General features: G+C 68.2%; 22 protein-coding genes. 8 read left to right on the top strand and 14 right to left on the bottom strand.

The annotated features are described in order from the left end of the window. Positions 1-7: 7 nt before the first annotated feature. The 5 genes from I7X43_RS01155 to I7X43_RS01135 all read right to left on the bottom strand — a co-directional run bounded on the left by I7X43_RS01155 (position 8) and on the right by I7X43_RS01135 (position 9,252). The gene (locus I7X43_RS01155; protein WP_198099054.1) at positions 8-1,603 is read right to left on the bottom strand and encodes a sialidase family protein; all 1,596 of its coding nucleotides are present in this window, start codon (positions 1,601-1,603) and stop codon (positions 8-10) included. After that, positions 1,600-3,498 carry a glutathione-regulated potassium-efflux system protein KefC gene (gene kefC / locus I7X43_RS01150; protein WP_198099053.1) on the bottom strand — a complete coding sequence of 633 codons (1,899 nt, stop codon included), beginning with the start codon at positions 3,496-3,498 and terminating at the stop codon, positions 1,600-1,602. The genes I7X43_RS01155 and kefC overlap by 4 nt, the downstream gene beginning before the upstream one ends. 85 nt (positions 3,499-3,583) lie before the next feature. Then, on the bottom strand, positions 3,584-3,997 hold the full coding sequence (locus I7X43_RS01145; protein ID WP_198099052.1) for a type 2 periplasmic-binding domain-containing protein: 414 nt from the start codon (positions 3,995-3,997) through the stop codon (positions 3,584-3,586). 17 nt (positions 3,998-4,014) lie between these two features. Then, a complete protein-coding gene (locus tag I7X43_RS01140; RefSeq protein ID WP_198099051.1) occupies positions 4,015-5,154 on the bottom strand; it encodes a porin in 1,140 nt (379 codons plus the stop codon). A gap of 129 nt (positions 5,155-5,283) precedes the next feature. Continuing rightward, on the bottom strand, positions 5,284-9,252 hold the full coding sequence (locus I7X43_RS01135; protein WP_198099050.1) for a two-component regulator propeller domain-containing protein: 3,969 nt from the start codon (positions 9,250-9,252) through the stop codon (positions 5,284-5,286). 146 nt (positions 9,253-9,398) lie between these two features. Between I7X43_RS01135 and I7X43_RS16520 the strand changes: the two genes are divergently transcribed. The 3 genes from I7X43_RS16520 to I7X43_RS01120 all read left to right on the top strand — a co-directional run bounded on the left by I7X43_RS16520 (position 9,399) and on the right by I7X43_RS01120 (position 12,849). Next, complete coding sequence (locus I7X43_RS16520) at positions 9,399-10,391, top strand: GGDEF domain-containing response regulator (protein WP_198099049.1); 993 nt, start codon at positions 9,399-9,401, stop codon at positions 10,389-10,391. 84 nt (positions 10,392-10,475) lie between these two features. Continuing rightward, on the top strand, positions 10,476-11,600 hold the full coding sequence (locus I7X43_RS01125; RefSeq protein ID WP_198099048.1) for a dienelactone hydrolase family protein: 1,125 nt from the start codon (positions 10,476-10,478) through the stop codon (positions 11,598-11,600). Positions 11,601-11,733: 133 nt separating this feature from the next. Further along, positions 11,734-12,849, top strand: coding sequence for an HD-GYP domain-containing protein (locus I7X43_RS01120; protein ID WP_198099047.1), 1,116 nt, complete (start codon positions 11,734-11,736; stop codon positions 12,847-12,849). A gap of 80 nt (positions 12,850-12,929) precedes the next feature. On the opposite strand, the gene I7X43_RS01115 is transcribed toward I7X43_RS01120, so the two are convergent. The 3 genes from I7X43_RS01115 to I7X43_RS01105 all read right to left on the bottom strand — a co-directional run bounded on the left by I7X43_RS01115 (position 12,930) and on the right by I7X43_RS01105 (position 15,317). Next, entirely contained in the window at positions 12,930-13,760 is an 831-nt protein-coding gene (locus I7X43_RS01115; RefSeq protein WP_198099046.1) for a transporter substrate-binding domain-containing protein, read from the bottom strand. A gap of 81 nt (positions 13,761-13,841) precedes the next feature. Further along, the gene (locus tag I7X43_RS01110; RefSeq protein ID WP_198099045.1) at positions 13,842-14,732 is read right to left on the bottom strand and encodes a hypothetical protein; all 891 of its coding nucleotides are present in this window, start codon (positions 14,730-14,732) and stop codon (positions 13,842-13,844) included. A 159-nt stretch (positions 14,733-14,891) separates the two neighbouring features. Continuing rightward, positions 14,892-15,317 (bottom strand): MerR family transcriptional regulator, encoded by a 426-nt coding sequence (locus I7X43_RS01105; RefSeq protein WP_198099044.1) that lies wholly within the window; start codon positions 15,315-15,317, stop codon positions 14,892-14,894. A gap of 80 nt (positions 15,318-15,397) precedes the next feature. Between I7X43_RS01105 and I7X43_RS01100 the strand changes: the two genes are divergently transcribed. Further along, positions 15,398-16,654, top strand: a complete 1,257-nt coding sequence (locus I7X43_RS01100) for an NADH:flavin oxidoreductase/NADH oxidase family protein (RefSeq protein WP_198099043.1) — start codon at positions 15,398-15,400, stop codon at positions 16,652-16,654. Between the two features lie 13 nt (positions 16,655-16,667). Here the strand turns inward: I7X43_RS01100 and I7X43_RS01095 are convergent, their stop codons facing one another. After that, positions 16,668-17,150, bottom strand: a complete 483-nt coding sequence (locus I7X43_RS01095) for a Cif family virulence factor (protein WP_198099042.1) — start codon at positions 17,148-17,150, stop codon at positions 16,668-16,670. A 194-nt stretch (positions 17,151-17,344) separates the two neighbouring features. Between I7X43_RS01095 and I7X43_RS01090 the strand changes: the two genes are divergently transcribed. Then, entirely contained in the window at positions 17,345-18,142 is a 798-nt protein-coding gene (locus I7X43_RS01090; protein ID WP_310737501.1) for a DODA-type extradiol aromatic ring-opening family dioxygenase, read from the top strand. 10 nt (positions 18,143-18,152) lie between these two features. On the opposite strand, the gene I7X43_RS01085 is transcribed toward I7X43_RS01090, so the two are convergent. The 5 genes from I7X43_RS01085 to I7X43_RS01065 form a co-directional block, all read right to left on the bottom strand. Further along, a complete protein-coding gene (locus I7X43_RS01085) occupies positions 18,153-18,905 on the bottom strand; it encodes a transporter substrate-binding domain-containing protein (RefSeq protein ID WP_198099041.1) in 753 nt (250 codons plus the stop codon). A gap of 326 nt (positions 18,906-19,231) precedes the next feature. Next, positions 19,232-19,753: a DUF1643 domain-containing protein gene (locus tag I7X43_RS01080; protein ID WP_198099040.1), complete on the bottom strand. Its 522-nt coding sequence runs from the start codon at positions 19,751-19,753 to the stop codon at positions 19,232-19,234. 37 nt (positions 19,754-19,790) lie between these two features. After that, positions 19,791-20,423, bottom strand: a complete 633-nt coding sequence (locus I7X43_RS01075; protein WP_198099768.1) for a trimeric intracellular cation channel family protein — start codon at positions 20,421-20,423, stop codon at positions 19,791-19,793. A gap of 28 nt (positions 20,424-20,451) precedes the next feature. After that, positions 20,452-20,970, bottom strand: coding sequence for a hypothetical protein (locus I7X43_RS01070; protein ID WP_198099039.1), 519 nt, complete (start codon positions 20,968-20,970; stop codon positions 20,452-20,454). A 38-nt stretch (positions 20,971-21,008) separates the two neighbouring features. Next, entirely contained in the window at positions 21,009-21,953 is a 945-nt protein-coding gene (locus I7X43_RS01065) for a M14 family metallopeptidase (RefSeq protein ID WP_198099038.1), read from the bottom strand. A gap of 168 nt (positions 21,954-22,121) precedes the next feature. Between I7X43_RS01065 and lepB the strand changes: the two genes are divergently transcribed. From lepB to I7X43_RS01050, 3 genes are all read left to right on the top strand, one after another. Beyond that, positions 22,122-22,787, top strand: coding sequence for a signal peptidase I (gene lepB / locus I7X43_RS01060; RefSeq protein WP_198099037.1), 666 nt, complete (start codon positions 22,122-22,124; stop codon positions 22,785-22,787). A 17-nt stretch (positions 22,788-22,804) separates the two neighbouring features. After that, positions 22,805-23,422, top strand: a complete 618-nt coding sequence (locus I7X43_RS01055; RefSeq protein ID WP_198099036.1) for a DUF938 domain-containing protein — start codon at positions 22,805-22,807, stop codon at positions 23,420-23,422. 148 nt (positions 23,423-23,570) lie between these two features. Further along, positions 23,571-23,831 (top strand): hypothetical protein, encoded by a 261-nt coding sequence (locus I7X43_RS01050; RefSeq protein ID WP_198099035.1) that lies wholly within the window; start codon positions 23,571-23,573, stop codon positions 23,829-23,831. Positions 23,832-23,852: the final 21 nt, after the last annotated feature.

Below are 23,852 nucleotides of genomic sequence, written 5' to 3'. Positions count from 1 at the left end.
CCCGGCATCAGCGCAGCCGGTTGCGCCGCTGCTCCAACCAAGCCTGAGTGGCCGCGTGGCTGGCGACGCGCAGCGCCGGGTCATCGGGGCTGTGCCCGGGCTGGCGCTGCACGCGGTAGGCCAGCGCGCTGGCGGTGGGCCCGCTGTCGAACAGGAAGACGTCGGTGCGGTTGCTGAGGTCGTTCTGCGAGAGCGAGAGCAACGAGGTCCACTGCGTGCCGCGGTTCACCAGGCCCATGTAGTCGCCCAAAAAGAGGCCGCGCGCGTCCGGCGCTTTGGCGAGGTCGAACGGCCCCCAGACCCGGCTCTCTTGCCACGTGCTGCCATCGCGGCTCGTGGCCAGCCAGGCGCTGGTGGGCAGGGTGGTGGCGTCGGGCGTGTCGTCCCGCAAATCGAAGTACAGCAAGGCCACGCTGCCATCGGCGCGGGCAGCCAGGTTGGGGGTGAAGGCGCCGGCATCCAGCCGCCGGTTCACCGCCTGCGGGGCACTCCAGGTTTGGCCCCCATCCACGGAGCGGCTGAGCACGATGCCGTCGGTGTTGCCCGTGGGGTGAAAGCGCGCGTCCTGCCAGGCCAGCCACAGGCTGTTGTCGCCGCCCACGGCGACGGTGGGGATGATGCCGCCGCTGCGAATGGCTTGGTTGGTCTGGGGGTCGCGCACGCCCACGGTGCGGTGCTCGGCCACGCGCACGGGGGCGGACCAGGTGAGGCCCTTGTCGTTGGAGCGAATCACCCCCACCCAGTTGGTGCTGAGGCTGCCCACGGTGTCGATTTGCGTGAAGACATTGACCAGGCGACCGTCGTTCAGGACCACGATGCGGTTGCCGATGGTCTGGCTGATGCCGCCCGCCACGCTGGGGCTGTAAATGATGCGCGTGGGCTCCCAGTTCGCGCCGCGGTCACTCGATCGGGCCAACAGCGTGGGGCCGAAGCCGCTGCTGTCCAGACGGTCCCACACCGCGTAGACGTAGCGCCCATCGGTGCGGTCGGCGGTCAGGGCGTTCTTGTCATGGAACAGCGTGCCGCCGTCTTGCGCCAGCGTTTTGACGGGCTCCCAGGTGACGCCGTTGTCCAGTGAGCGGGTGGCCAACATGGCGCTGACCGATCCGGCTTGGAACGAGGTGCCGCTGAACGCCAGGGCCATGGCGTGGATCGCCCCGTCGGGGCCGATGTCCACCCAGGGGTCGCTGGCGCGCTCGTAGTCGCCCGCGCTGCTCGCCACGGCGCCGCCGCATCGGGAGAAGGGGTGCAGGGTTCGGCGCCACGTCACACCGCCATCCGTGCTGACGGCACTCATCGTCGCCCGCGCACCGCCGTTGTTCCAGCGGTCTTGCTGCCAACCGGCGGCCAAGACGTTGGGGTTCCCCGGGTGGGCGGCCAGCCAGGGTTCGACCTCGCTGTTCGTGTAAACCGTGCCCGTGGTGCCGCCCGTGCAGTTGGTGGCAATGGGGCTGGGGGCGCTGACCTTCCCACTGGTGGGCAGGGCGAAGGGGGCGGGAGCGGGCGGTGGCGCGGGGGCGGGCGCTGGGGCGGAGCCCCCGCCGCCGCCGCAGGCGCTCAGGGCCAGCAGCAAGAGTCCCGCGATGGGGGTTTCGAACTTCATGGGGCCTCCTGGTTGTGGGCTGAGGGCGGGGCCACGGACGCTCCCGCGGGGTGGGGCGCTTGGGCTGCCCGCTGGGCGGCCCACAGCGCTTCCAACTGCTCACGGCCCTGTTTGGACAGGGCAATCAGCTGCGCCTCGTTGCCGAAGTGCGGCAGCATGGCTTCGAGCTGCTCAATATTGTGGGCGCGGAAGGCCTGAGCCAGCGCCTGCGCCTCCGGCGACGACAGGCCCAGCAGCTCCAGCACCTGGCGGCTGCTGACCAGGGCGCTCTCGAAGGTTTCACGCTCCACGTGCTGCACGCCGGCGCGGCGTAGCAGGTGGTAATGCGTGACGTTGCGTGCCCGGGCCACGATCTGCAGGTGAGGGAACTGCTCACGCGCCAGCCGCGCCAGCGCCTCGCTGGCCGCCCCGTCGTCCAGGGCAATCACCAGCACCTGGGCGCGGGCCGCGCCGGCCGCGCGCAACAAGTCCAGGCGCGTGGCATCGCCGTAGTAAGCCTCCCAGCCAAAGCGGCGCACGCTGGCCACCTGCTCCGGGTCGTTGTCCAGCACCGTGGCCTTGCGGCCCTGGGCGGAGAGCACCCGGCCCACGATCTGCCCATAGCGGCCAAAGCCCGCCAGGATCACGGGTGCCTCCTGTTCCTGGGCCTCGTCCAGCCGCGGCGGTAGGGGGCGACCCTCGCGGTCGCACGCGGCCAGGCGCGGCAACCACCAGCGCTCCAAGGCGCCCAGCAGCAAAGGGGTGACGAACATGCTCAGCGCAATGGCCCCCAGCAGCATGGAGGCCTGTGCGCTGCTCAGCACGCCCGCGCTCTGGCCGGTCTGCGCCACGACGAAGCCGAACTCGCCCCCCTGCGCCAACAGCAGCACGAAGTAGGGTCGCTCGGCCGCTGCCAGGCGCAGGCCGCGCGCCATCCCCACCAGCAGCACGGCCTTCAGGGTCAGCAGGCCCAGCAGCAGGGCGGCCATCTGCCCGGGCGCGGCGGCGAGCACGCCGAAGTCGATGCTCATGCCCACCGCCATGAAGAAGAGACCCAGCAACAGACCCTTGAAGGGTTCGAGATCGGTTTCGAGCTGCTTGCGGTACTCGCTCCCTGCCAGCAGCACCCCGGCCAGAAACGCGCCCAGGGCCATTGACAGGTCGGCCAGACGCATCAGCGCGGCCGCGCCCACCACCAGGAGCAGGGCGGCGGCGGTGAAGAGTTCGGGCAGACGGCTGCGGGCAATCCAGCGCAGGGCCGGCCGCAGCAACCAGTGGCCCCCCCCCACCAACAAGGCCACCACGCCCAGGGCCTGGGCGGCAGCCAGGCCCGCGTTGCCGCCGCCGCGGCTGTCGCCCAGCAATGGCACGCCGGCCAGGATGGGGATGGCGGCAATGTCCTGCAGCAGCAGCACGGCGAGCACCATTGCCCCCATGGCGCTGCCCATGAGGCTGCGCTCCGCCAGCGTGCCCAGGCCAATGGCGGTGGAGGACATTGCCAAGGCCAACGCACCCACCAAACTCACGGCCCAGGGCAGCCCGAGCAGCGCACCGGCAGCGGCCAGCAGTGCCGTAGAGCCCAGCAATTGCAGGCTGCCCCAGCCAAACACCGCGCACCGCATGGCCCACAGCCGCCGCGGTTCTAGTTCCAGGCCGACCAGAAAGAGCATCAGCACCACGCCAAACTCGGCGCCGTGCAGGATGGCCTCGGGGTCGCGCACAAAACCCAGGCCCCAGGGGCCGATCAGGAGGCCAGCGATCAGGTAGCCCAGGATGGCGCCCAGCCCCAAGCGCTTGGCCAGCGGCACGATCAACACCGCGACGGCCAAAAAGAGCAAGGCCGCTGAAAGCCAGTCGCTGGGCGGGACTGGGGTCAAGGCGGTGGCCGTTGGCGCGGTGGAGGCGGGAAGGGTCATGTGGACAGCGGCTGGAGCGTGAGACGAAAAAGCCCCCGGCAGGGGGCTTGGGTTGAGCCAGGGGCAGGTGCGGGTGGCCGGCCGTTCACTCGACGGTCATCACCACCTTCACCGTACCGTCCACAGCAGATTTTTCGATGTAGCCAATCGCATCCGTGTGGGCGGCTACGAATTTCTTGATCTCCGCTGCTGAGGCCAATTCCTTGGGCGGAGTGGCCTTGCCCGAAAACGCCAGCCGGGCCCAAATGGCCTTGACCTGGCTGGGCGTCTTGCTGGCCGCCTTGCTGTAGAACAGCTCGCGCGCGGCGCTGGATTCGGGTAAATCCAGGGCCTGGCTCAAGCCGCCGGGCAGGCTGCTGGCCTTGCCCAAATAAAAGGCCGCGACCTGCTCCGCATTCAGCCCGTCAGCCGCCGCCTTGGGGTTGACGATCACGACCACCTGTGCCTGGGCCCACAGCGGCAAGGCCAGCAGCAGCCCACAAAGGATTTGGGGTTTCATTTCGGCTCCTTCCGCGGTCAGAAGACCAGGTCGTAGGACAGGCTGATCAGGCGGCTGTGCCCTGACAGCGGCGAGGGACTGGTGTCGCGCACGCGGTCGAATTGCAGCTTGACCGCACCGCCTTTGTGCACGTCATAGCGCAAGGCCAAGGTCCGGGTGCTGAGTTTGACCGGCACATAGGTGTCGAGGTCAAAGTCGCTTTTTTCCTTGTAAGCGCTCAGGCCGGCGGTGAGCGTGAACTTGCCCATTTGGTGGCCCAGCGTCATCAGGTAGAAGTCGGCGTCGTACCCCGCAGCATCCATGCGACGGGCCTTGCCAAACTCACTGCGCCACTGCCATTCATCCCAATCGCCGTTCAGCACCAGCCCCATGAAACTTTGCGGTGCGCGCGTGCTGCCATCGAACAGCTCGACGGCGGCGCCGGCCGCCCGGTCGCGGATGGAGAAATTCGAGCGGGTGTAACTCACGCGGCCAGTGAACCAGTCCTTGCTGAACTCGAGCGAGGCCCCACGCAGGCTGCCCCAGCGCACGTCAAACTTTTCGTCGTAGAAGATGGTCGAGTAGGGATTTTTGCGGCTGTTCTCCCCGCCTGCATAGACTTCAGCGCGGAAGTTCCAGTCGCCCATCGATTGACTGTGGGAGAGGCTGGCGCCGTTGTAGTTGACGACGTCCCAGCCGTACACGTCGGGTGTCGGACGCACGGTGTTGTAGGCAAAGCCCACATCCTGAAAGTCGGAGTAGTAGTACAGCGGTATGCGCTTGCGCCCGACCTGGAGTTTCCAATCCGGTGTGGGGCTGTAGCTGAGGTAGGCCCACTCCAGGTTGACGTGCTGGTCGCTGAGCGTCCGGGCACTGACCTGCGTCACCGCCGTGAGCTCCTTGCTGAGTTTCCACTCGCCCTGAATGCCGGCGCGGGTCTCTTCGCCCGCCGTCCATTTGTTCTGATACACGCCGCCATGGCCCCAGTCGACGATGGCGCGGGTGCAACTGTCGTTGTGCTGGGTGGCCATGGCGTCGGTGGCCACGCAAGCACCGCTGGTGCGGCCGACCACCAAAGAGGCAAAGCCACTGACCTTGAAGTCTTGCGCGCTGGCGGCGCCGGCGGCAAGGCTGAGGGCGGCAGCCACGGTGGCACGAAGGGCGGTACGGGGTTTCATCGGGTCTCCTCGAAAAGTGTCCAAGACCATCCGCCCAAGCCGTGCGCCAGGCAGTGCTGGGGTTATACCGAGTTCGCCACGATTTGTCTGGTCGGGCGTGTGCTGCGGGCAACGACGCGGGCGCCCCATTCACGGGGTGGCGTCGGGCGCCTGGGTGGGTTGCCGCAGGGGCAAGTGAACGGTGAACACCGTGCCCACCCCAACGGTGCTTTGGACCTCGATGCGGCCGTCGTGGGCGGCGACGATCTGGCGCACGATGTCCAGGCCCAGCCCACTGCCCTCACCGGACGGTCGGGTGGTGAAGAAGGGCTCAAAGATGCGCGGCAGGATGTCCGGCGGAATGCCCGAACCCGTGTCTTGCACCGTGACCTGCAACTCGTCCCCGTGCTGCCGCAGGGTCAAGGTCAAGGTGCCGCGGTGGTGCATGGCCTGCAGGGCGTTGTGGATCAGATTGGTCCACACCTGGTTGAGTGCATCGGCCTGGCACCACAGGGGTGGGACGGTCTCGACGTGCTGGACCAATTCCACACCGTGCCGCATCACGCTCTGGTACAGCGTGAGCACCGTGCCCAGTTGTGCGGCGACATCCGAGAATTCCAAGGCCCCATCGCTGCTGCTGCGAGAAAACGTCTTGAGCGCGAAGACGATCTTGCTGACCCGTTCGATGGCCACATTGATGTTGTCGGTGCCGCTGATGACCGTGCCCAGACTGTGAGCCAGGGCGATCACGCGCGGCCCCTGGGGCAGGCGCAGCAAGGGCAGGGCTTCGTCCAGGCAGGATTCGGCCTGCAAATCCACCAAGAGTTGGGCCGTGTGGTCGGGGTCGGGCAGGCCGTGCTGCGTCAATGTGCGGGTCAATTGCCGAACCACCGCCCGCTCTTCGCGGCTGCTGCGCATCCCCCGGTGCTGCTGGCGGGCTTCGACCAGGCCGAAGAATCGGCGCAGGTTGTCGTCGTCGAGCGTCCGAATCAGCGCGGGCAGTGCCGCGAGCGCGGTGGTCAGGGCTGAGTGAATGTGGGCGCCGCTGGACTTGATGGCCCCAATCGGGGTGTTGATCTCGTGCGCCACGCTGGCCACGAGTTGGCCCAGCGAGGCCATTTTTTCGGATTGCACCAGGCGGCTCTGGGCCTGCATCAGGCGCCGCAGCGACAGGCCATTGGCCACGGCGATGGCGGTGTAATTCGCCAGCGCTCGCAGGAAGTCCAGGTGCTGGGCGCTGAAGGCGGCGATGCGCCGGCTTTGCACGGTCAGGCAGCCCAGGACCTGATCTTCCATCACCAGGGGCAGGTAAAGGCAGGACTGCATCTCAACGCCCGCCACCACGGGCGGTACGTGGCCCAGGTAGGCCAGCAAATCGGAGCGCTGGGCGGTCACCAGTTCTTTGCGCTGCCGCACACACCAGGTGCCCGCCCGCCGGGCGTCGCTCAAGGTGAGGTTGACAGGGGCCAGCCGCACGCCGCACTCATAGACGTAGTCCATGCGTAGCACCTGAACGCGCTCGTCCACGCTGCCGATGCCAAAAACATCCACATCCAGCCGTTTGGCGACCTGCTCATGCAAGCGTTGAAAGATTTGTTCCAGGTCCAGGCTGGCCGTCAAGCCCTGGCCGATGGCTTCGAGCTGCACCAAGTCCGCCGTTCGCTCCGCCACCTGCTGTTCGAGCTGGCGTTGGCGCTGCCGCAAACGCTGGGTGCGCCAGCGCCACCCTGCGGTCAGGGCTCCGAAGGCCGCCAGGCCCAGGGCCACTGCGAACCCCGCCGTCTGCCAGAACGCGGGCAAGATTTCAACCGGGATCGTCAGCTCGTGCGGGCTCCACTCGCCCAGGCGGTTGCTGCCCTGCACCCGCAGCGTGTAGCGCCCCGGCGGCAGTTCGCCGTAATGCGCGCTGCGCTGGCCGGCGTTGGTGTCCACCCAGTCTTTGTCGTAGCCCTCCAGGCGGTGGCGGTAACGCAGGCGCTGCGGGGCGCTGTAGTCCAGCGCGGCGTACTCCACGGCAAAGCTGCGCTGCTGCGGTTGCAGCACCAGGCCCTGGGCCGGGAGCATCGCCGGCAGAGGGGCGCCATCCACGCGAATCTCCGTCGCCACCACCGGGGGGTGATGGGCCCAGCGCCTGAACTGGGCGGGGTCAATGATGGCCACCCCCTGCGTCCCGCCGAACATCAAGAGGCCGTCATCGGTCTTGGCGTAGGACCCCACCCAGGGCGTGCCCAGGTCCAGCCCGTCGGCGCGGCCCAGCTCTTGTGCCTGCGTGGCCTCGCGGTTCAGCACAAACCACTGGGTCCAGATCCGTCCCTCGGCGTCTTCCAGCAGGTTGCCGCCAAAGTACTGACCCGGCCGCCCCACCTGGGTGCTGATGTCCTCGAACTCGGCCCGCTCCCCGTCCCAGCTTTTCAGCCGTTGCAGGCCTTTGCGCGTGTCCACCCACAGCCGGCCTTGGCGGTCGACCAACAAGCCGTTGACATCGTCCGAGAGCAAGCCCCCCTGTTGCAGGGGCAGGCTGCGGATGCGGCGCAGGGCCTTGGCTTCGGGTTCCCACACCACCAGACCTTCCTCGGTCCCCGCCCAAACCCGCCCTGCGGAATCCTCGGCCAGGGTGTCAATGCGGCTACGCATTGGTTCCCCATTGGCGAGGGTCAGGGTTTCAAAGCCCAGGCCTTCGCCCCGCCATCGCGCCAACCCGCCCCAGGTGGCGACCCACAGCTCGCTTTGGCGGCTCCACAGCAGGCGCGCCACCCGGTGGTCGGGCAGACCCTGGGCCAGCGAATGGTTATCCCACCGTGCGCTGCCGGGACGCAGGCGTTGCACACCCTGGTTACGCGTGGCGGCCCACAAGGAACCGTCGGGTCCCGATGCCAAGCCGGTGATGAGCCCGTTGTCCAGGCCACTGATGCCGGGCCGCTGGCCGCCCACGCGGCCGCGCTCGCGGTCGATGCGGTCGATGCCTCCCCGCGCCAGGCCGAGCAGGATTTCTCCGCTCGGCAGCGGCAAGACGGAGTGCACGTCAGCATGGCTGAGCAGGCGCCCATCCTCGGCACTGCCGCGCAGCATGCGCACGCTGGAACTGGCGCGGTCGTTACGCTGCAGCCCCCCACCCCAGGTGCCGATCCAGTGCAGGCCCGCGCGGTCCACCCATTGGGCACGAACATCATCCAAGGCCAGGCCGGAGGTGCGCGAGAGGTCCCGCTGCATTTTTTGCAGCGGCAGGCCCCGATCTGCCGTCACAAAGTACAGCCCATCGCGCCCCCCCAGGGCCATCACCCCATCGCGGGGCTGGGCGATGGACTGGACGGCTTGCGGCCCCGCACCCGCCGCCAGCCAGTGCACCGCGCCGGTGCCAGGCTGCAAGCGGGCAGCGCCCCGCTGCTCACTGCCCAGCCAGATCTGGCCGTCCTGCGCCTGGAACAGTTGCGTGATGTGGGTGCTCGCGCCGGCCCCAAGCGGCACGGGCTCAAAGCCAGTTGCGCGCCGAACCTGCAGCCCTTGGTCCGTGCCTACCCACAAACGCCCATCGCGGTCGAGCAAAAGACTCTGGATCCGGGGCGCCTGCGGCCCGGCGGCCCCCAGTCGATGCACCGTGAACGCGGTAGCCCCGGCCGGCAACTCGCCCAGCCCCTGATCGGTCCCGACCCAGAGCGACCCGCGCGCATCGGTCACCAGGGCGTTGATCCGGCTCGCCGGTACCGAGCCTAGTTGCGCGGGGTTGTGGACGTACCGTGTGAAGCGCTCGCTGCGCGGGTCGTAGACCGCGAGTCCGTCCGTCAGCGTGCCGACCCACAGCCGGCCATCGGGGGCGGCCCACAGGCTGTTGATGAAGTCCCCGGGGAGGGAGTGGGGGTCGTCGCGGTGGTGCTTGAACAGACGGAAGCGATAGCCGTCGTAGCGCACCAGGCCGACCTGGGTGCCGATCCACAGGAAGCCCTGGGTGTCTTGGGTGAGGCTGACGACCACGCCAAAGGGGATGGACTCGGCATCCCCGACGGTTTCCAAATAGGGCTCCGCCAGCCGGAAGGGTGTGGGCGCCGCACCGGCTCCGTGGGCGGCCGCCAGCACCAGGACGAGTGCAAACCAAATCCGGCGAAAAAGGCGGGGGAGGGGCACGTTGGTCTCGACAAAGGCGGCCTGCAGCGCGCAATCCAGGCGGCTGATGTTGCCACTGGTGCCTCGGTCTTGGGGGACGACTAGGGTTTACGCGGTCGAGAAACGCGGGGGTCTCCGGCAAAGTTGCCGCGCAGGGGGACGGTGCCGTGAAAGAAGTGGTGGTTTGCGTCGATGACGACAGCACGGTGCTGCGTGCGTTGCGCAGCTTGCTGATGGCGCGGTTGGAGCCGGGCAGCCGCATCGAGATCGCCGAAAGCGGTGACGAAGCCCTGGAGTTGCTGCAAGAACTCGATGACGAGGGCCTGCCCTGCAGCGTGCTGGTGTCCGACTTCATCATGCCCGGCATGCGGGGCGACGAGCTGTTGGTGCGGGTGCATCGCCGCTGGCCCGAGGTGCTCACGGTCATGCTGACCGGACAGAGCGACTTGGAAGGGGTCAAGCGGTCCATCAACGAGGCGGCGTTGTACCGCTTCATTGAGAAGCCCTTTGACAACGACGACATGGTGATGACGCTGCAGCGCGCCCGCGCTGCATTTCGCCAAGCGCGCGAGTTGGCCGCCCGCACGGCCGAGCTGGAACGACTGAATCAGGAGTTGGAGGCCATCGTGGCCGAGCGGACCCAGCAATTGGAGGCCGCCAACCGTGAGCTGGCCGCGCTGTCCCGGACCGACGCGCTCACGGGGTTGGCGAACCGCCGCTGTCTGGACGAGGCGCTGGAACACGCGTGGCGCCGGGCGGGCCGGGCGGAGCAATCCTTGGCCGCCATCCTGCTGGACATTGACCACTTCAAACAGGTCAACGACCAACACGGACACGGCGTGGGCGACTCTGTGTTGGTGGAGGTGGCCGGCCTGCTGCGGCGCGGCGTGCGGGCCACGGACCTGGCGGGTCGCTGGGGCGGCGAAGAGTTCCTCATCCTTTGCCCCGACACGGACCGGGACGGTGCGCTGGCCTTGGCCGAGAAACTGCGGGCGGCCGTTGAGGCCCATGCGTTTGAGGTTGTGGGCCGCAAGACTAGCAGCTTTGGTGTGGCCACGCTAAACCCGAATGAAGCGCTGGCCGACCTGCTTCGCCGCACCGACGAGGCGCTGTACCGCAGCAAGCGCGAAGGTCGGAACCGGGTCACCCAGGGGGACTAATCCCTGCGCCGGCGCGTGAGGCTGCGGCCCATCATGCCCTGGACGTCATCCGACCGGGGGCCCGTGATTGCTGAGAATGCGGTCATGCTGATTTCCTTCCTGCTGTGGTTGGCGCTCATCTGCGCTGCCCCCGGGGCCCACGCGGCCCCCTTGATCCCCCAACCCCACGGACCCCACGCCGTGGGGTTCCAACGCTTCCAGCAAGCAAACGGCGCGCGGCCCGCGCAAGTCCTCATCTGGTACCCGGCCGCAGCGCCTGGACAGCCGCTGCGGTATGCCGACTATCTGGCCACCCGGCTGACGGCGTTGCGCATCGACCGGTCGGATGACGACATGCGGGCGCTTCGGGCCCAGCAGGCGGAGCAGCTCACCCGGCGCCTGGGCCCTGCCGCTGCGGCCGTTCTGGGGGCGGACATGCGCGCCACGCGCGATGCTCCAGCGGCGCCGGGCCGGTTCCCGGTGGTGGTGTATGCGCCGGGCGTCGGTGGGCCCGCGGATGAAAACGCGGACCTTTTTGAATACCTGGCCAGCCACGGCTGGGTGGTGCTTTCCAGCGTGGGCCTGGGGACCGACGGCAAAGACGTTGACGAGACGCTGGCGAGCGTGGAGCCCCAGGTGGCCGACCTCCAAGCCCTGATTCAACGGGCCCGCACCCTGCCCAACGCGGATGGGGATCGACTCGCCCTGATGGGCTGGAGTTGGGGTGGCATGACCATTTTGTTTGCAGGGGAACGGGACTCCGGCGTTCGCGCCCTGATCAGCCTGGACGGAACCCGCGAGCCGGCCCTGACCCGCTTGATTGAAGTGAAGCGCTTTCGCGCGCCCTGGCTCTATGTGTCCCGGTCACCCGACACGATTGCGCAGATCAACCGGGCGGGTATTGATACCCGCTTCAGCTTGCTGAACGCGGCGGAGCACGCCGCAGTCGATCAATTGATCGCGTTCCCCTTGCAGCACGCCGACTTTGTGTCGCGTCGGTTGCGTGAGGCTTCCGACGCCGCCTACGACGAATACAGCCGCGAGGAGGTGCGGCAGGCGCTGGGCTGGGTGGCGCTCTATGTGCGGCAGTTCTTGGCGGCACACCTTTTGGATGACCCCGACGCACAGCGCTTTTTGAGCCGCAAGCCACGCGAGCTGGGGGCGCCCGCGCACGCCTTCCGGTGGGAGCGTCGCTCAGCCGCGAAGCGGGGGGGCTCCGAGGGCCCCTGAACGGCTCCTCATTGCTCGCTGTCCGCTCTTCGCCGCAGCAGGGCTGGCCTGGACCACCGCGGCCCAACTTGACAGAACGCGCCAGCGGGGTCTCAATGCGCGTAGGCGGGGGGGGCCGTCTCAAGGGGTTGCGGTGCAATTGCTCAAACTGGTCGCCAGTCAAATCAAGGTGGGGCAGCCCTTGCCGTTCAATGTTCGCGACGAGCACGGGCATTTGTTGCTGGCGGCGGCGCAGGTGATTGGCAACGAGCGCCAATTGGAAGCCTTGCTTGCGCGGGGCATCCACGCCGACGTGCAAGAAATCAAGCAATTGGCGGCGGGGCGGAAGGTGGAGCCACAGCGTCCAACGCTTTTTGCCCGGTGGGGCCGGTGCTATTGGGCTCTGGATGCGTTGGCTCGAGAGCCCTTGTCCGCCGATGAATTCCAGCAGCAGGTCACCGAGTTGGGCGACGCGGTTTGCGCCGCGGTGACGCAAGCGCCGGATGTCGCCATTTTTCTGATGCTGCGCCAGGAGTCGCACCACCTGCGCATGTACGGGCTCACCCATTCGATCTACTGCGCGGCGCTGACCGCGCTGCTGTCGGCCCGCATGCAGTGGACGCCCGAGCGCCAACGCTCGGTCATGATGGCCGCGCTCACCATGAACCTGGCGTGCCTGGAGTTGCAGGGGCGTTTTGCCGTTTACGGTCGGCTGACGCAAGAGCAGCGAGACGAGCTGCGCCTGCACCCCGACGCCGCAGTGGAGCGACTCAAGCGCGCGGGGGTCACCGACGAGGTGTGGCTGCGGGCCGTCGCCGAGCACCACGAGCATGTGGACGGTAAAGGCTACCCGCGGGGTTTGGTGGAGGTCAGCGAAGACGCGCAGTTGGTCCGCTTGGTCGATGTGTTCCTGGCCAAGATCAGTCGGCGGGAGTCTCGGCCGGCTCTGGATTTGCGGGAGGCCGAGCGCCAAGCCTACGGGGAGTACCCCAACAGTCCCTTGGTGGCGGCGCTCATCCGCGAGCTGGGCCCACTGCCGCCGGGCGAGGTGGTGGTGTTGGCGAACGGCGAGCGCGGGGTGGTGGTGCGACGGGGGCCGAACCCGCAGGCGCCCCTCGTGGCCACGCTGACCGACAAGCGGGGCATGCCGGTCCAGGCCTCGGCGAAGCGCGACACCGCGCAGCCCGAGTTTGCCGTCAAAGCGTTGGAGCCCGACCGGGTGTTGGTTGCCCGCCTGCCCCCAGAGCGGGTGTACGGGCTGATTGAATGAAGCTGACGGCGCCCGAATGTCCCTGCGCTGAGGCCGCGACGCCCGAGTTGCTGGGGCGTCGGTCGGGGGCCGTGCTGACTTCAGGGGCCGGGTGACTCCGGGAGTGGCCGATAGCCTGCGTCCAGCAAGGGACCGGGGTAGCGTTCCCGCAGTTGCCGCCACAGGCGGGCACGAACCGTCGGCGCCGACAAGGTGGCGGCCAGCAACTGGCGGTCGCTCGGCGGCAGGGGGTCCAACGCCAAATAAAAGCCCGTCGTGCCCCAGTCGAGCTCCGGCAGCGCGCGTGCGCTCAAATGGGTGGCCAGCTCCCGCAAGTCGGTCTGTTCCGCTTGCAGCAAGTGGCCTTGCAAGATGACCGGGTTCATCAAAGCCGCATCGGCCAGCCCTTCGCGCAGGGCCCGCAACACGCCGACGGTATCGGCTTCCACCACCAAACGTTCGCGCTGGCGCAGCTGGGTCAACAGTTCGCGGTAGGCGGGCCCGTTGTCCACCCCGCGCAGCACCGCCACCCGCAGCGTGCTGTCGTGGAGCAGCGTGGTCGTGTTGATCACGTGGGTCGACAGGGGACGCAGTGCCACCAGGGTGGGGCGCACCTGCAACATGGCCACGTGCTGACCAAAGGGGTCGCGCCGGTCGGTGCGCTGGGCCGGCAGCATCAGGTCCGAGCGACGTGCCAGAAACAGCATTTCCTGCCGCGCCCGGGGCATGGGCTCAAAGCGAAAGCGGCAGCCAGTCGCGCGGCCGGCCTCTTGCAGCACCTCGACAAAGGCCCCTCCGGGTTGCCCTTTGTGCACCGTCACCATCAGCCCCAGGGGCGAGACGGGCACATAGATCTCCCGGGAACATCCCGCCCGAGCCGCCGGGGCAAGCAGCAGCCACAGCATGGTGAGCAAGGCGACGAAGGCAGGCATGGCGAGGGGGCAATAAAGACTGTCGTTTGTACGACGATCTTGGCAGCAAAGCCATGGGGCTACACCTGAACCGCGTGCGCCTCACTCTGCCTCGCGCAAGCCCATGGCGCGACGCACGGTGGCCTCCTTGAAGGTGGCCCAGCCCGCGGCGTCCAGCGGCCGGCTGGAGAGGCGCTGCAGTTTGAAACTGCTCCAGTCCGGGTTGTCCGGCACCGGGTGCTCGAAGCGTTCGATCAGCCGGTCTTGGGCGTTGACCCAGAGCCAGCCGGTTTGACCGCCGAACGCCGGCCCGCTCACTTCGTAGCGGTGCACGGCCACCTCGTCGTCGAGCGTCTCGTCGCCCACATAGCGGAACCGCGCCAGGCCCTTGTCCTTGAAGCCGCCGTCGAGCGTGCCGGCGTTGGGCTTGAAGTGCTGGCGCAGGAAGGCGAAGTCCGGGTCCACGAGGCCGACCTGAAAGTCCGCGCGCGGGTTCTTCAGCAGTGGCAGGGTGAGGTTCAGGCCGCTGAGGTCAAAGTTGTAGACGTGGGCTGGCAGGTGGCTGGCCGTGACCGGCATCTGCGTGCCCGCCACTTGGGCGATGCGCCGCGCGGCGCCGGGCTCGGCGTCCATCTGCATCTGCAGGCGCTCCTGCCCCGGCCCGCGCTCCAGGTGGTTGTAGGAGCGCATCCAGGCCTCGCTCAGCGTTTGCGGGTCCAGGCGTGCGCGCACCAGGGCCAGGTAGCGCCCATCCGCCTCGGCCTTCAGCACTTCCACCTCCAGCGGTGCGGGAAAGTAAAGCGAGAGCACGGACCGCTTGCTGCCGTCCAGGTTGGACTTCACGTAGTGCACCACCTGTTGCGTTGGCGCTGGGCCTTGGCGGTTGTAGGCGTCCAAGGACGAGGTGGCGGCAAGAGCGGGCAGGGCGAGGCCCAGAGCCAAAGCGCTGGCGGCGGCGAGCCGGACGGGTCGGAAGGGACGCAAGAGTGACATGGGTGGCAACTTGAAAACACGACAAGCCGCGCACCTTAGGGTGGCAGCCCGCGCTTGTCGCCTGCCCTGCGACCGTCGCGCCTTACGGTGCCCTCAAGTGCATTTTTGAGGGCGTGGCTGCGGGCGGGGTGACCCCGTTGTAACGGGGCCATAGCGGCGTCAGGCCAATCGGCGACTGCGTTTGGGCTGCGCGGGTGCGAGCGGCAACTCCACGCAGCGGCCTTGTTCCCATTGGCTCGCGCACTCCGTCATCAGCCGCGTGAGCTCGGCGTCTTGCTCATCGAGTTGCTGGCGCATGGCCGCAATCTCGGCGCGCCGCTGCTCCAGTTGGGCCAGGATCTGCGCCTTGGCTTGGCTCGGGGCCTGTTCGCCGTCCCAGGCTTGGAAGAGGCTGCGCAAGCTGTCCAGCGTGAAGCCCAGGCGCTGCGCCAGCTGCAACACCTGCAGGCGCTTGAGCGCTGCGGCGTCGTAATCGCGGTACCCATTGGCGCCGCGAGGGCTGGCCGGAAGCAGGCCGCTGGCCTCATAAAAGCGAATCGCCGAGGGCTTGATGCCCAATGTTGCCGCCAATTCACCAATTCGCATGGCTGGGCTCCAAAAACACTTGACCTTCAAGTTGACTTGAATCTTACGCTTGCGCCTGTGTTCAACCGGAGCCCTTTTCCATGCCCGCCGTCGACCTTTTTTCGCCCCTGATCCTGCCCAACGGTCAAACCCTGAAGAACCGCCTCGTCAAGGCCGCGATGGAAGAGTCGCTCGCTCAGGACGGTCAGTTGCCGGGCCAGGGCATGCACCGTCTCTACCGCACGTGGGCCGAGGGGGGCGTGGGTTTGCAAATCACCGGCAACGTGATGGTGGCCGCCGATGCCATGACCACACCCGGCGGGGTGGTGCTTCAAGCCGGGACGCCGCTGGCGCCATTCAAGGCCTGGGCAGACGCCGCCCACAGCCAAGGCGCGCGGGTGTGGATGCAAATCAGCCACCCCGGGCGCCAAGTGATGGCGGCGCTGGGCAACCCGGGGTGGGCGCCGTCGGAGGTGCCACTCAAACTGGGGCAACACAGCAAGCTCTTTGCGCAGCCCAAGGCGCTGGATGTGGCGCAGATTCAAGTCATCGTTCAACAGTTTGCGCAGACTGCCGCGCAAGCCGAGGCGGCGGGCTTTGATGGGGTGCAGATCCACGCCGCCCACGGCTACTTGATCTCGCAATTCCTCTCGCCCCTCGCGAACCAGCGAAGCGATGCCTATGGGGGCGCCATCGAGAACCGCGCCCGATTGCTGCTGGAGGTGGTCCGCGCCGTACGCGCGGCGGTTCGGCCCGGGTTCGCCGTCGGGGTCAAGCTCAATTCGGCCGACTTTCAACGCGGGGGCTTTAGCGAGGCCGATGCGCAGGCGGTGGTGGGGCTCTTGAACGCCGAATCCATTGACCTCTTGGAACTCAGTGGTGGCAGCTACGAGAGCCCGGCCATGCAAGGCCGCACGGCCGATGGGCGAACCCTGGCACGCGAAGCCTATTTCCTGGAATTCGCCAAAGACTTGGCGGCCGTTGCGCAGATGCCGGTAATGACCACCGGGGGCGTGCGCCGCCGCGAGGTGGCGCAGCAGGTCGTGGACAGCGGCATCGCCGCCGTGGGCTTGGCCACGGCGCTGGCCATGGACCCCCAGCTGCCTGCCCGCTGGGCCCGCGGGGACCTGACCGTGCCGCCGCTGCCCATCGTGCCCTGGCGCAACAAGGCCTTGGTCAGCCTCACCACCATGGCCATGGTGCGCCGGCAAATGCACCGCTTGGCCGCGGGGTGGCGGCCCAAGGCCCGCTTGTCGCCCTGGTTCACCTTGGTGTGTGACCGCTGGCAGGGCAAGCGCCAGGCCCAGCGCTACCGGGGGTGGCGGGCGACCGACGCCGCCGAGGCGCCGCGCCTGTGAGGCTTGCTGAGGCTCAGGGGGTGGCGCGCACGGCGCTGACCGCCAGGATGCGGGGCTCGGCGCCCGTGGGGTCAACCAGATAGAAACCTTGGAAACGCTGAGCGGCGGCACCCTTGGTGCTCCCCACCACGGCCCGCGTGTCCAAAGCGCACAGCCCCCCTACGGGGGTCACGCGCAGCAGGCTCAGCAGGTGATCGTCTTCTGGGCTCAGGGTGGGGAAAAGCTGGGTGAACAGGCGCGCCACGCCGGCTTGACCGTCGGCCACCACGCCACCGGGCTGAATGCGCAACTGCCCTTGGGGGTGGTACAGGGCGGCCATGCCGGCCGGGTCGCGGGCTTGCCACCGGGCGTCCACTTGCGCCAACAGGCGCTCGGCCGCCGCACGAAATTCGGCGCTTTCACAGGCGCTGTTGGCCTGGGCTGGAGCCAGCCCGGTGGTGGTGATCAGGGCCGCGATTTGAAACAGGCGGCGCAGCACAGGGGGAGTCGGATTCATGTCGGGCGCCCTCGTTGGGGTGCGGGTTCAGTTGCGAAGGCCTGCACTGTGCAGAGGCCGTCGCGCTCGGGCGACCCCGATGCGACGAGCCGCGCCGTCAGGCGGCTGAGCCACGACCGGCGGGTGGTTTGCCGCCGCCCGGGCGGCCTTCACAATCTCCTCTCCGAACGATTCATGGACGGTTGGAGACGAAGGTGAACCCTCGCATGCCCGTTGCCTATGTTCCCCACGCGGGTGGACCCGTGGGCCATGTCGAGATGGGGCTACCGCCCGCCGAGGTGGCTGGCTGGATTGCGTACTGGCAGTCGCTCCGCGCGCTCCCCCCTTGTCCGCCCAAGGCGGTGCTGGTGATATCGGCCCACTGGGAGGCCCCGGTACCGACGGTGATGAGCGCGGCGCAGCCAGCGCTGCTGTTTGACTATGGGGGCTTTCCGCCCGAGGCCTACCGGCTGCGCTGGCCCGCGCCGGGCGACCCCGCGTTGGCGGCCCGCGTGGGCGTCCTGCTCAATCGGGCCGGGTTCAATACCGCCGAGGACCCGCTGCGGGGCTATGACCATGGCACCTTTGTGCCCCTGAAGTTCACCTACCCTGACGCGGCGGTTCCGGTCGTGCAACTGTCCTTGATCGCGGGGCTGGACCCTTACCTGCACATTCGCCTGGGTCGAGCCTTGGCCCCGCTACGCGATGAAGGCGTGTTCCTGGTGGGCAGTGGCGACAGTTTTCACAACTTACGAGGCTTTCAGCCGTCTTCCCGCGAGGCGGCGGAGCAGTTTGATGCGTGGCTCAGCGCGGCGGTCACTGCACCCGCGCCAGAGCGGGAGGCCCGGTTGGTGGCGTGGTCCCAGGCCCCGTTTGCGCGGCATTGCCACCCACGGGAAGAGCACCTGCTCCCCCTCATGGTGATGGCCGGTGCAGCCGGGGACGATGCGGGCCAAGTCAGCTGGCGCGGCCCGTTTATGGGGCTGCCCCAAACGGGCTATCACTTCGCCTGAACCGGGCCGGTCAGGGTTTGCTGCTGGCCCCCGGCCGGTTCAGCTTGAGCTGCCACCCCGCGTAGTCGCGCTCGGCGTCTTGCCACACCCGGGCCGTGAACCCCGAACGCTCCAAGTCTTTGAGCGCCGAATCCAGACGCGGGAGCCAGGCGGCATGCCGGGTGTGAATGAGGTGGAAAAACGGCACCACCAGCAACGGTTCGGCCACCGTGCAAAACCCCTCTCGTTCCACGGCCGTGCGCATGGCCGGGGTCAAAGGCAGGGCGGCCAGGTCCGCCATGCCGCCCTGCACATAGCGCAGCGCTTCATGGGGGTCGAGCGCGGGCACCTTGGGGCCGGCGGGCAGCGCGGCCTCCAAGGCGCCGCTGCCGCGCTGCAGCGTGACGCGCAGCCGCGCCAGCTCGGCCAGTTCCAGGCGCGGGGCGCACGGGGGTTGGCGTACCGCCACGTACTCCACCAGCCTCAACGGTACGCCGACCTTCAGGGCAAACGGCAGTTTGGCGGCGGACTGTTCGGTGCGGGCCAGCACGGCATCCAAGTCGCCCGAGCCCAGCAAACTCTCCCCCCGCAGCAAAGGCACAGGCTCGAAATGGGCCTTTAGGCCGATGCGGGCGTAGGCTTCGCTGACGATGCGATGAAAAGGCCCGGCCGCTTGCTGGTCTTCAAAACTGCCCACGCGCCACGCATCCGCCGCTTGGGCGTTCAGCGGCGTGCCCAACAGCAGGGTGCCCAAGGCGACCGCCAACCCGAACCCTGAAACCATCCGGAACTCCTCATTCGCCGAGGCGTGAGCCTAAACCAAAGCCCACAGGGGAGGCCAGGGGTTCAGCGCGGCGCTGAAGCGGCGGGAGCGCAATTCGCAGCTGGATCGATTACGTATGCTCCAGTCGAGCCGCCCACGGTGGCGCGCACCAGGGGATGTCTCAAAGCACGATTTCAGTTCCACGTGCTATTCGTCGTCGGCGTTCGCGGGGCATGATTTGACTCAGGCATCGCACGAAGCTGAAGCGCCACATCGGCATGGAGGGCCGCCAGCAGCGGAGCTGGCGCACAAACGGGGACGCCCCCAAAAATATCACCGCAATGCCGTCAGGGGATTCCCGAGCTCAGCGCGATACCGCTCGGCGGCGGCAGCCAGGGGCGCAGCGGGGTGCTCGCGGCGACATAGAGCGGGTGGCGCGGATGCCCTGCTTGCGTCTGGCCCAGGCAGTGCAGGGTCGGGAAGAGACGGGCCACGGCGGTCCCGCGGTGCAGCAGTTCGCCGTGTTGGCCCCAGGCGGCGACCACCTGCGCGCTCTCCTGCGCCAGGCGGCGCAACCACCCGGCATTTCGCGGGCCGATGGCGGCCAGAGGCCCGCCGGCCGTCACCGCGCGGCGCAAGTCATCGGGGTCCGGTGAACGCAGCGCAAACAGGTTCCCAACCGCCAGTCCGCCAAACCCCCAGGCCTGCGCAAAGCCCATGCAGCGTCGGATCGTCGGGTCGTCCTGCCGCGCATCGGCCGTCGAGGGGTTGAGCATCACGAAGAGCACCGTGGGGGCAGTGTCGTCCCAGCGCCGCCACAGCGCGTAGCGGTAGCGGCGGCAGCGGGAGAGGGCAGCGTCGCGGTGCATTGGTTCTCCGGCGTGTTGCGTACCCCGGGCGCCTGGGTCAGCGCCACACCGGCAGCCGAAAGTCCCGCGCCAGCGCCAGGGCACGCAGCCCGCTCGTGAGCCCGGCCCCCACCAAGAGCGCGGCGCTTTCGGGCCAGGCCAGGGCATGGGCCCCAACCACGGCCCAGCCGCCCACAAAGGCGCAAACGGCATAGGGCCGGTGGTCGTGGAAGGCGCTGGGGATGTCGTTGCACACGATGTCGCGCAGCACCCCGCCGCAGACAGCGCTGATCACCCCCATCAATACGGCCACCAAGGCGGGCTGCCCGAGGCTCAGCGCCAGTTGCGTACCGGTGGCCGTGAACAGGCCCAGCCCCAGGGCATCGGGCCATTGCATGGCGCGCTCGGTCAGCGCCAGGTGGCGCTTGCGCAAGAACAGCATCGCCCCCACACACAGCACCAGCAGCGCCCAGAGCCAATTGGCGTGCTCCACCCAGAAGAAGGGGCGCCGGTCCAGCAACACATCGCGCAGCGTGCCCCCGCCAAAAGCAGCTAGGCCGGCCACCACCACCAAGCCCACGGCATCCAGCCGCTTGCGCGCCCCGGCCATCAGGCCCGACAGCGCAAATGCGGCGGTGGCGGCAATTTCAACCGCCAAGACGAGGGTGGAGGGGGTGAAGGCGAGCGGCATGGGCGTGTGGTGTCGGGCGCTCAAGCACTTACTCGCAGCGCACCCGGCAAGCGCCAGGGTCGGCCGTGCACGCGGGCGGGTCCACCACCGCGCAGCGCGCCTTGGTGCGGTGGGCCAAGGTCAGGGTGTCGTTTTCGTCGCCACCTGCGATCCCATACTGGCAGGCCACCCGCGTCACCGTGCCTTGGCGGCTGACGGTCACGCTTTGCACGCGGGCGGCTTGCAGGCGCTCGCGGGGCACGTCACAACTCAGGTAGCCCTGCCATGCGCCGTCGGCGCCCGCTTCCCACAGCGCCACATTCTTGAGCTTGCGGTAGTTTTCAAAGCGGCTGCAGGTGTCGTGGTCGGCGGCATACAGGCGCCGGTTGTCGCTGCAGTAGCCGACAAAGCCACCGCGCAGCTGCTCGTCGGATGGGCAGGCGTCAATTTGCACGGCGCTGGCCAGGGCGGGGCAGCTGAGGGGCTCGGCGGCGTGGATTGGGATCAGGGGCAGGGCCAAGGCCCAGGCGGCCAGGCTGCGGTGGATGAGGGACGTCAAGCTTTGCATGGTGGCGTGATGCTGTGGGGCGCTTCTCTGAAGTGGGTTCAGCGCCCCAACAGAAACTCGATGGCGCGGTTGATGGTGGTGGCCTGGGCCTCGTTGCAGGCCGCGGGTGTGGTGCGCGGGCTGTCGGGGTAGACCTCGGTGGTGGTGGTGAAGCGCGCTTGGGTGATGCCGCCGCACAGGCCCAGCGCGCTGAAGTCGTAATGGATCACGCCGTGCGCCTGCACGGGCGAGCCAATGATGCAGCCCTGCGGATCGGGCTCGGCGATGGGCGTCACCCGTGCCACCGCCTCGATCAGTGCTTGCTGGAACGCAGGCACGGGGCGCGCGGTGTCGCCCACCACGTAGAAGCCATCGGGTACCTCGTGCCACTCGTAGGGTGTGCCATCGCGTGCGGCCTTGGCGGGGCCGAACTCGTCGTTGTCGCTGTCGGTGGTTTCGTGCAGGTCCACGTGCACATCCACCTGCGGTGCGTGTGCGGCCACACAGGCCATGGCCAGGTGGGCTTCGGCGGATGGGCTGTCCGGCTTGAACAGGCGGTTGGGGTCCAGGGCTTCCGGGTTCCAGCGGTTGATGGTCTCGTAGCCCCAGGGGCTGATGGCGGGCAGCACCAGCACATTCACCTCATGCGACCAGCGCGCGAAATCACGCCTCAGCCACAGGAGCGCACCCTGCACGCCGCTGGTTTCGTAGCCGTGCACACCGCCCGTCACCAGCACCGTGGGGCGGCCGGCTTGCCAGTCGCGGCTGCGCACGGCCATCAAGGGGTAGGTGCCCAGGCCCAAGTGGCGGTAATCCAGCTGTCCATATTCAAAGCACTCTGCCGGTGCGGGTGGGTGGGCCTGCAGCGGGGCCAGCACCTCGTCCGCATACGAGCGCTGCACGCGCTGGCGCGCCAGCCACGCGGCGCGTTCGGGCGCGCCCCAGGCCTGGCCGGGGGTGCCGATGGGGTAGGGGGTCAGGGTGGGGGGTGGGGTGGCTTGCATGCCCACACTGTAGACAACCGGCGTTGCTGGGGTGAGGTTCAGCGTGGCCTCCGGCCGGTTGGTGTCGCGCTCCCCGCCATTCGACCGCCCAATCCGCCATTCATTCCTCCACCCGGCACGCGGTGCGGGGGCGTCCCTACGCTACAGCTTGGCTTTAGGAGCGATGCAATGAAAACCTGGTGGCGCGCACAGCGCGGATGGGTCACCCTGCTGCTGATGTTTGGCTTGTTCCGCACCGCTGTGGCGGACTGGAACCCGGTGCCCACGGGCTCGATGCGGCCCACCGTCGTTGAGGGCGATGTGGTGCTGGTGAACCGCCTCGCTTGGCAGGCCAAGCTGCCCTTGTCCGATGTGGTGCTCGCGCAATGGGGCGCGCCCGAGCGGGGCGACATCGTGACCTTCAGCTCGCCGGCGGACGGCACGCGCCTGCTCAAGCGCGTGGTCGGACTGCCTGGGGACCGCATCGAGCTCGTGGACGGGCAGCTGTGGGTGAATGGCCAAGCCATCCCGACCAGCGAGGCTGAGTGGGTGACCGAAGCCGTGCAGGACGATCTGGAACTGAGCGCGGCACGCCGCCAGGAGCAACTGGGCCGGCATCGCCATCCCGTGCAAGCCCTGCCGCAACTCTCGGCACGGCGCGACGGCGTTTGGCACGTGCCGGCCGGGCACTATTTCATGATGGGCGACAACCGCGACAACAGCCTGGACTCGCGTTATTTCGGCCCCGTGCCCCAGGCGCGATTGATTGGCCGCGTCTCGCGTCTGTTGGCCTCGTTCGATCCGGATCGCTTCTTTCTGCCCCGCTGGGAGCGCGTGGCGTTGAGCCTGCCCTGAATTGGATACTGCGGCGCATGAGCTTCCTGCGTCTGTCTCCTGCCGCCGAACGTAACAAGCAACCCATTCTGGAGGCGCTGCAGCAGCGCTTGCCACCGCGTGGCGTGGCGCTGGAAGTCGCCTCGGGCACCGGGCAGCACGCGCTGCACTTCTTGGGCGGGCTCGGGGGCTGGACCTGGCTGCCCAGCGATGGGTCGGGCACAGCGGTCGAGGGCCTGCAGGCCCTGCGCGGGGCCCTCGCGCCCACGCTGGCGGAGCGTCTGCAGCCGGCGCGGCTCCTCGATGTCAGCGCCGACAGCTGGCCGCTGGACGAACAGCACTTTGATTTGATCTATTGCGCCAACCTGCTGCACGCCTCGCCCTGGCCTTGCTGCCGGGGCTTGATGCGGGGCGTGGCCCGGCACCTGGCGCCGGAGGGTCTGCTGGTGACCTACGGCCCCTACTTGGAGAAGGACGTTGCCCCTGCCCCCAGCAATCTGGCCTTTGACGCCGACCTCAAGCTGCGCAACCCCGAATGGGGGCTGCGCGAGCTGGACGCGGTGCGTGCCGAGGGCGGGCGTGTGGGTTTGCAGTTGCAGGAGCGCGTGAGCATGCCGGCGAACAACTTGCTGTTGTTCTGGGCGAAGGGGGGGTAAGGCGCCTGGCCTGCAGATGCCGTTCCGGGGACGGGAAGACACCATTGCTTCAAGTGGAGGTTCTCGCGGGGCTCGAAACCCACCACAGTCCGGCACGGCGCATTCATGCTTCGGAGGCTGCAAGACGCAGCCCTGCTAAGGAACACCCATGCTTTCAAATCTTTCTGGCGCACTGCATGCTTTGTTTGTCAGCCTGCTGCTGGCGCAACCTATGTTGGCTGCGTGCGCGGAGTCGGAGGCGAGGATCCCTGTGGCAGCGCTGCTCCAAGACCTTCACGCCCTGAAGCTAGGCATCGCCAACACCCACCCGGATCCCTCGCTCACCGCTGACCCAGAAGGTTTGGAAAATGCCTTCCAGGAACTCGAGGCCGAACTTCGCCGTGGGCCCTTGAACCGGTTGCAGGCCTAGCGCGCCTTCTCGCGACTGAAT

The organism is Inhella gelatinilytica (genome assembly GCF_016093295.1).
GTDB lineage: Bacteria > Pseudomonadota > Gammaproteobacteria > Burkholderiales > Burkholderiaceae_C > Inhella > Inhella gelatinilytica.
Note: the sequence above shows the minus strand (reverse complement) of the source record. Positions and strands in the feature narration are given on the sequence as shown.

Excerpts from the sequence above, each read along its gene's own strand:
- I7X43_RS01100 (WP_198099043.1), top strand. The coding sequence starts at position 15,398 with ATGCCCGCCGTCGACCTTTTTTCGCCCCTGATCCTGCCCAACGGTCAA.
- I7X43_RS01075 (WP_198099768.1), bottom strand. The coding sequence starts at position 20,423 with ATGCCGCTCGCCTTCACCCCCTCCACCCTCGTCTTGGCGGTTGAAATT.
- lepB (WP_198099037.1), top strand. The coding sequence starts at position 22,122 with ATGAAAACCTGGTGGCGCGCACAGCGCGGATGGGTCACCCTGCTGCTG.
- I7X43_RS01050 (WP_198099035.1), top strand. The coding sequence starts at position 23,571 with ATGCTTTCAAATCTTTCTGGCGCACTGCATGCTTTGTTTGTCAGCCTG.
- I7X43_RS01095 (WP_198099042.1), bottom strand. The coding sequence starts at position 17,150 with ATGAATCCGACTCCCCCTGTGCTGCGCCGCCTGTTTCAAATCGCGGCC.
- I7X43_RS01080 (WP_198099040.1), bottom strand. The coding sequence starts at position 19,753 with ATGCACCGCGACGCTGCCCTCTCCCGCTGCCGCCGCTACCGCTACGCG.
- I7X43_RS01110 (WP_198099045.1), bottom strand. The coding sequence starts at position 14,732 with ATGTCACTCTTGCGTCCCTTCCGACCCGTCCGGCTCGCCGCCGCCAGC.
- I7X43_RS01145 (WP_198099052.1), bottom strand. The coding sequence starts at position 3,997 with ATGAAACCCCAAATCCTTTGTGGGCTGCTGCTGGCCTTGCCGCTGTGG.
- I7X43_RS01085 (WP_198099041.1), bottom strand. The coding sequence starts at position 18,905 with ATGGTTTCAGGGTTCGGGTTGGCGGTCGCCTTGGGCACCCTGCTGTTG.
- I7X43_RS01115 (WP_198099046.1), bottom strand. The coding sequence starts at position 13,760 with ATGCCTGCCTTCGTCGCCTTGCTCACCATGCTGTGGCTGCTGCTTGCC.
- I7X43_RS01105 (WP_198099044.1), bottom strand. The coding sequence starts at position 15,317 with ATGCGAATTGGTGAATTGGCGGCAACATTGGGCATCAAGCCCTCGGCG.
- I7X43_RS01125 (WP_198099048.1), top strand. The coding sequence starts at position 10,476 with ATGCTGATTTCCTTCCTGCTGTGGTTGGCGCTCATCTGCGCTGCCCCC.
- kefC (WP_198099053.1), bottom strand. The coding sequence starts at position 3,498 with ATGACCCTTCCCGCCTCCACCGCGCCAACGGCCACCGCCTTGACCCCA.
- I7X43_RS01065 (WP_198099038.1), bottom strand. The coding sequence starts at position 21,953 with ATGCAAGCCACCCCACCCCCCACCCTGACCCCCTACCCCATCGGCACC.
- I7X43_RS01155 (WP_198099054.1), bottom strand. The coding sequence starts at position 1,603 with ATGAAGTTCGAAACCCCCATCGCGGGACTCTTGCTGCTGGCCCTGAGC.
- I7X43_RS01055 (WP_198099036.1), top strand. The coding sequence starts at position 22,805 with ATGAGCTTCCTGCGTCTGTCTCCTGCCGCCGAACGTAACAAGCAACCC.
- I7X43_RS01140 (WP_198099051.1), bottom strand. The coding sequence starts at position 5,154 with ATGAAACCCCGTACCGCCCTTCGTGCCACCGTGGCTGCCGCCCTCAGC.
- I7X43_RS01070 (WP_198099039.1), bottom strand. The coding sequence starts at position 20,970 with ATGCAAAGCTTGACGTCCCTCATCCACCGCAGCCTGGCCGCCTGGGCC.